The sequence below is a fragment of the Candidatus Palibaumannia cicadellinicola genome (genome assembly GCF_002855795.1).
Classification (GTDB): Bacteria; Pseudomonadota; Gammaproteobacteria; order Enterobacterales; family Enterobacteriaceae; genus Baumannia; species Baumannia cicadellinicola_C.
In genome coordinates this window covers 1-1,295 of the sequence record NZ_NJPO01000054.1, presented here as the reverse complement: position 1 = coordinate 1,295, position 1,295 = coordinate 1, and the positions used below count along the sequence as shown (strand labels likewise).

The following is a 1,295-nucleotide window of genomic DNA, read 5'->3' as shown; positions in this document are numbered from 1 at the left end:
ATACTTAACCAATCTAGTAAATACATTTTAGTAAAAATTAGATTTTTCACCCTATGATAAGGTACTAAAAATGGACATAATTGACTCAAACTTAATATACTCACTAGATTAAAAGTAGTTAATATTAACCATCCATCATCCATTAATACGCGATCTACTTCGCGTAATTGGAGATGCGGATTATCATAATAAGATAAAGTATGTGCTAGTAAACAAGCGTCAGCTGATTTATTAGCAAAAGGTAGTTGCTCAGGATGAGCAATTACTTGCAAATTATTACAATTTAATCCCACATTAACTTGATGTGATATTGAACAAGTATGAGTATCTAACTCTATGCTAAGAGCTCCTATTTTAAGTAAATAACAACCAAATAACTTAGGCCACCAATCTTTTAATCTTTGCTCTAATGTATATCGATAGTTTTTACCATATGGAATTTCATTCCATGTAGTAGGAACTATAAATTTATTACGTTTTGTTTTATGATTTTTAACTATCATAGTATAGCTATAAATTTAGGTTAATAATGAACCTGATTAGTATTTCCTCACTAAAAGATAATTATATTTGGCTTTTACATAATGATTACAGAGAATGCATCGTTATTGATCCTGGCGAAGCAACTTCTGTTTTACAACAACTATCAATAAATAAACTCAAATTAACAAGTATTTTATTAACTCACCATCATGATGATCATGTTAGTGGGGTTTTTACTTTATTACAGTATTTTCCAGTTTCTGTTTATGGTCCACAAGAAACTATCAGTAAAGGTGCTAATATTATTATAAAAAATAATGATAATATTATACTTCTTAATAAACCGTTTAAGGTTTTATCTCTTCCTGGACATACTTTAGGACATATTGGATATTATAGTAATCCATGGTTATTTTGTGGAGATACTGTTTTTTCTGCTGGTTGTGGTCGAATTTTTGAAGGTACTTTTCAGCAAATGTATGAATCTTGTCAAAAAATTAATAAACTACCCACAAATACGTTAATATGTAGTGGACATGAATATACATTAGTAAATCTTGCTTTTGCTCTTTTGTTATTACCTGAAGATAACATCATTAGTGACTATCAACGTCATGTCAAACAATTAATAAACCAAAACAAATCTAGCTTACCGACTACATTAGGTTTAGAACGCCTTATTAATGTTTTTTTTCGTTGTCATGATATTCTATTACAAAAAGCTATAAACACTTATCCGAGATTAGGAGAAGAATGGAAAGTTTTTGCTATATTACGTAAAAAAAGAGATACTTTTAGTATCAATAATTTAC

At 28.6% G+C, this 1,295-nt stretch carries 2 protein-coding genes; one reads left to right on the top strand and one right to left on the bottom strand.

The annotated features are described in order from the left end of the window. The coding region (locus CEX73_RS01145) for a methyltransferase domain-containing protein (protein WP_146643224.1) at nt 1-503 on the bottom strand (503 nt) is incomplete at its 3' end. A gap of 26 nt (nt 504-529) precedes the next feature. Here CEX73_RS01145 and gloB point away from each other — a divergent pair. Then, on the top strand, nt 530-1,295 hold a 766-nt coding region (gloB, locus tag CEX73_RS01140), incomplete at its 3' end, for a hydroxyacylglutathione hydrolase (RefSeq protein WP_101626783.1).